Source organism: Tunicatimonas sp. (assembly GCF_049647865.1).
In the GTDB taxonomy this organism is placed as follows: domain Bacteria; phylum Bacteroidota; class Bacteroidia; order Cytophagales; family Cyclobacteriaceae; genus Tunicatimonas.
This window is the reverse complement of record NZ_JBARYM010000099.1, coordinates 1-5,344: the sequence shown is the minus strand read 5'-3', so window position 1 is coordinate 5,344 and position 5,344 is coordinate 1. Positions and strand designations below refer to the sequence as shown.

The following is a 5,344-nucleotide window of genomic DNA, read 5'->3' as shown; positions in this document are numbered from 1 at the left end:
GTGCTCAAACCGTTCTGCTTCACTGATTCTCACGAAATTCTATTAAGTTACTATCAGCGTAAGGGATAGTTAGTTCCCAAGTAGTTTGATCTGATTCTATCTTTAGGCTGATATATTGCTCGGTTTTCTGCAAAATAGTAGCGGAGGGGGTAGTAACTTTATTCGCCGAAGGAAGTAGCAACCACACGAAGGTGGCATCTTCTTCTATCATACTGTGGTAATTGGTAACTAAGTTAGGTTCGTAGATATTATACTCAGGGCTATACCACCCCTGAAGGGTAGGTTCTTCCTGCCCTTTAACCAGTGTAATGGCAAACCTCCGCTCTCCCACGGGAACAACAGCTAAGTTACCGTAAGAGTGGTCAGTACGCACGGTTAAACCGTCCATTTCTATTGTGCAGCTTGGGTGCCAGTGCCACAGTGCGTCAACCTCTCGGGGGCGGTCGGTGGTGATGTTGTCTACTATCACCCAGAATTCACCTCGCACGTACATCATTGCCCGATGATGGGTGGCTTCTCCGTCGGTATTAATGAATTGGTTGAAGGCACCACTGGCGTAGTCATAGTCTGGGGTGATCTTATAGTGCGATTCATCTAGTGGAGCTTCAGCAAGGAGCGGGCCATCGTCCTGCCCCTGACCATCAATCAGCAGTACGTTGTGGGCGGCACTACTGCGAGCATAAGGGCGAAACTTCTCGGCTATTGCTCCGGTATAGGCAAACCTTCCGCCATCAACTAAAAAGTCGCGACCATAAGCGGCTAACGAAAGGTGTAGTTTGTCATTGTGTTGATGCCCGCTTCCCCAAGGACCTACGTCGAAAAACGACCACTGAGCCAGACTATCGTAACCGCTACGAGAAATGAGATGCCCTGCCCAGGGGTAAAAGTACGACGGACCATCGGTAGGTAATGTGCCAGATGTACCGTTGGTAGCAATATATTCCCAATCGATTTGATTAAAAGTACTAACTCCATTTAGTATAATCTCACGATCGCTACCCCGGTCGCCATCGTTATTTAAAATGCGGTACCCATCGGGGCGTACGGCGTGGGCAATATAGCTGTACATATCTTTTAAAGTCTGATTATAGTAAGTGGGAAGTGGTGTATCAGCCCGATCACAAATCTCTTTAAACAGCTCAAAGTTACGTAACGAGACATTGTGGTAGTGCGAGGTTAGCTCCGTCTGCACTCCGTCGGGGTACACTTGGTCTTTCATACTCGCTACCATCTCTTGCACCGAATACGCCAACCATTCATCAGCCTGTTGGTACTCCGGGAAGTTGGTGGCCACCGTAGCTAAGGCTGAAATCTCCATCGTTAGCCAGTTGTTTCCCCCGTGAAAGTTGCGGTTGTAGTGGGCGTGATCGGGTAAGCTGCTTAGCATCAGCAACTGCGTAGCCGGTGATAAATAGCCGGTATTGATGAGTCCGTAGAATACGCTCGACCAAACCTTGGCCCGAGCGGCAACTTCCAATCCCCGCCACACCGAAGTGCGGCTTTTAACAGCTGGGTAGGGCATACTCTTAATGATGAAATCGCGCAGAAATAGGTCAATGTACTGGGCGTATTTTGGATTACCCGTTTCGAAGTAAGCCATTAACACCTGATAAACCTGACTATGGCGGTTAGAAAGCCAAGCCCACTCTCGATCATTATTAGGTCCTTTGTAGTACCAGTTGCGATGACCGTCTTCTCCTACAGGTACTTTGCCTCTCACGTTCTGAATGACAAAGACATCTTGTAGTGTAGTATCGGCTGTAGCTACCGTAGCGTTGGTTTCTGCTGGAGCATCCTGGCGAAGATGGGCGGCAGTATTACTGCTTTGGTAGTATTTTAGCAATGCTTGGCAAGCTTTCACCAGGGCACTATCTTCTTTAGCCTCCTTCACTGACTCTAGTCCCGGCTGACTCAGCTCAAGCTGATTGAGCATCTGGTTCATCTGCTGCGGATAGGCTTGGCAGACATCTTCTACTGAAACAACCTGTTTCCAGTTTTGGGTGAATCCCGGAACAGCAGTTAAGTGAGTTAGCAGGGTATAGGTTAGTAAGCAAATGCAACCAGGACTGCACAATCTAAGGAGCGTGGTAATGAGCACGGTATACGTATTTAATGAAAAAGCTGATGACCGTCAGTTAAGGCAGCCATCAGCTTCATAATAATGATAAATACTTGGTAAAATAAATTTATCGCCTACAAAAGTTAAAGGGATTCAACATCTGGGGGGACAATAAACCACACATCGTTAACCCCTTGGCCATTAGTCGCTCCTCGCTCTAGATTATCATTTACAAAGTAATAGAGCGGACGATGGCGGTACATAGTAATATCACCTGCTTCGGTAGTTGTGGTGCCAAATTCATCGCCGGACAATAGGGAAGGTACTACAATCTCATCAGCCTGGAACGGAGGCCAAACAGTTAAGCAACCACCCGTACAATTAGACTGCTCGGCTGAATCCACCGTGAACAAATACAGGGTTAGTCCATCTTCGTTTACCAAGTAGTCAATTCTTTCGCCATCTATCTCCTGTCTTCCCAGAAATACGGTGTAATCTTTAGCAACAAACCACGCATCGCCTAAGCCATCTCCCGCAACATCGCCAGGTGCAGCATCATTCTGAAAATAGTATAAAGGCCAGCCTTTGTAAGTAGTTTGGGAAGCACCATCTGCGCGGGTAATCATGCTAAAGTCAGCGGTATCTAACCCTTCACCTACCGTAAGTTCTTCCGTGTAAAATACCGGCCAGCGTTCAATACAGCCACCCGCACAAGCGCTTTCACCGTTAACGTCGGGGGTAAATAAGTACAGGGTGTTTCCTTCTGCATCTACAAGTATTTCACCAAACTCATCGTTTTCGCTAAGTTGAACCGTTGGGGCACTAGTAGTGGGGGGTAATAATACTCCTTCAATAATATGAACAATACCATTAGAAGCCTCCAAATCAGTATCTAATACTTTAATATCATTGACAAAGATATACCAGTCATCTAAGGTAATGGTGACACTCTGACCCTGAAGGGTTTCCAGCATGAGACCATCTTCAAAAGTAGCTCGGGTAGCCCGTAGGTTCACCACGTGATACAGCAGCACATCGGTAAGTACATCCTGATCAATCTCATCTATCCCATTTACCCCCAGTTGCTTAAATAAGCTTTCAAAAGCATCGTTAGTGGGAGCAAATACTGTAAATGGTCCGTCTTCGTTTAAAGCATCAACTAAATCAGCCCGTTGCAAGGCTTCTACCAATATTGATAAATCTGGTGAGTCCTGGGCGAGATCAACAATGGTGCTCTCTGTATTATCTTCATCATGAAGTTCATCAATGATGTCTTCAAGGATTCGCTTACAGCTACTGAATGAGAAGAGAACCATTAGTAGAATAAGTGATGCTAAGGTTGGTCGTGCAATGTGTTTCATATCAGAATTTCAGTTAGGGTGTAGGTTAAGAACTCAATCTAGGTCGGTATGTTTCTATAGTAAGTTAAGAATATATTCAATACACTCTTAGTGTAGTCTACCTTACATTTCTGTGACTACTTTTGCGTTTTCAGGAGCTTCAAAGTAAGCATCGGTTATGTCTGGCATAAATTCTACGCGACTAACTTCTATCGCAGTGATATGCTCGGCGGGTTGCTCATCTTTCCACCAGTAGGTATCAAAGCCTTGAGCTAAGGTGATACCGTGAATAGTTTGATGGTCGGTCCAGTCCATGAATTTCTCCGGAAGGTGCCCACCATCGGGGAAGTAACCGGGGTAAGAAACAATATAGCGGGTTACATCTACTTGTTTGGTTTCTTGGTCAATATACACCACGTAGTAGTCATCGGGAGCGTCACCAATATTCTCGCCAAAGGTAATTTTTACGGCGTCGTAAGGGCGGTCTCGGTGAGTTTGTTCTCCCAGCAATTCAAAGTTGGTGCCATCATCAGCTAGTACGAAAGGAATGCCCACAAAGTAGTAGGGAGTGAGTGACCAAAAGCGAGTATTATAAGGCACATTGGCATCGGCTGGGCGTACCCAGGCCTGTTTACCGGTCCAGCCATACTCTCCTAGCGTATCTATCCGCTCGTGGCGAGTACGGGCCGACCAGTAATCGGCTACCTCGTAAGTATTACGAGGCGTGCTACCGTCTAGCGGTTGATAGTTAAACTGAAAAGCCAGAGGGCCATTACTGAACCAAGTGTCTAACCCCCCGTGTGCTTCAATAGCTTGCCACACCAATGCCCCCGCTTCGGAAGCATTTAGTCGCTGCTCAGCTTCGGCTACCCGCTCGTCAATCCAGGAATCGGGAATACTGGCCAATGAATCAACTTGGGCAGTTGTAGTTTCGGTTTGAGGGGTTGGAGAGCTACAACTTATAATGGAAAGTACGATAACGGATAGGATAGGAAGGAAGAGTTTCATACGAAAAGGTATTTTAGTTGGTTAGGCAAGGTAAACGAAAATATGAGCAATTGGTCAGACAATAGTTTACTAAAATAAGGGGCGGGAATATTCTAGTTATTAGTGGTATCACCCGCTTCCACCTAATAAATATTTCTAAACTAAAGGTTTGTCATCGGTTCTTACCTGATGTTGTATGCTGAAACATGATTCGTCACCAGCTCCTACCTTGTATGAAATAACAAAATAATAACTCATCATCTGCCCCCACCTGACCTAATTGCCTAAAACAATTGGGTAGAAGCAGGTTCATAATAGTGCTTATAAAAATGGGAGGAGGTAAGTAGTTGCTACGTTACCGAAAAGTGTGCCTTATCTTTCCTTTAAACCTAGAGGTGTCCAATGATAGTAGGTAAGGTTGATGTGATAATTGTTGAGTAATTATCGTGGATTGCCAGGTAATCTACCTTGTTCACACAGAACTACCCATCGTAAGGGATCGCCTTTGTTTGCTATTGAACACCACTCTATAGTCATTTACTTTTACCGGAAAAAATACAGTCATGAGTATAGAGAAGCTAATCCGAAGATCAGAGAAAGCAATTAACGGAGTACTGAACAATTCATCTTGGCAGAAGATAATGAACCCCCTGGGGTTTACGGCCGCTGAACTACAGCAGGGTAAAAAACTAGGAGCTGACCTACAAACTTTAGCGGTACTTCAAAAGAAAGAGTACGGGGAGCAATACAATGCTACCGACGCATTAAATAAAGCGAAAGAAAAAGCCTGGAAAGTGTATAAGCATCATCTGCAAATTGCCCGGGTAGCGGTGGTTGAAGACCGGGGAAAGTACCGAGCTTTACAGCTTAATGGAGTACGAGAACGGAATTTGTTAAAGTGGGTGAAGCAAGCCCGGACTTTTTATACCAATGCCAAAATTGTAGCGTCTGAATTAAA

4 protein-coding genes are annotated in these 5,344 nt (G+C 45.4%); 1 reads left to right on the top strand and 3 read right to left on the bottom strand.

Features of this window, described 5'->3' with window-relative positions; translation table 11 throughout:
• Nucleotides 1-19: 19 nt before the first annotated feature.
• From WBA23_RS03365 to WBA23_RS03355, 3 genes are all read right to left on the bottom strand, one after another.
• Nucleotides 20-2,098 (bottom strand): alginate lyase family protein, encoded by a 2,079-nt coding sequence (locus WBA23_RS03365; RefSeq protein ID WP_424580835.1) that lies wholly within the window; start codon nucleotides 2,096-2,098, stop codon nucleotides 20-22.
• Nucleotides 2,099-2,202: 104 nt separating this feature from the next.
• Nucleotides 2,203-3,420: a fasciclin domain-containing protein gene (locus tag WBA23_RS03360; RefSeq protein WP_424580834.1), complete on the bottom strand. Its 1,218-nt coding sequence runs from the start codon at nucleotides 3,418-3,420 to the stop codon at nucleotides 2,203-2,205.
• Nucleotides 3,421-3,522: 102 nt separating this feature from the next.
• On the bottom strand, nucleotides 3,523-4,407 hold the full coding sequence (locus WBA23_RS03355) for a DUF6503 family protein (protein WP_424580833.1): 885 nt from the start codon (nucleotides 4,405-4,407) through the stop codon (nucleotides 3,523-3,525).
• Between the two features lie 542 nt (nucleotides 4,408-4,949).
• Between WBA23_RS03355 and WBA23_RS03350 the strand changes: the two genes are divergently transcribed.
• Nucleotides 4,950-5,344, top strand: a 395-nt coding sequence (locus tag WBA23_RS03350; RefSeq protein ID WP_424580832.1) for a hypothetical protein, incomplete at its 3' end; no start/stop codon positions are given.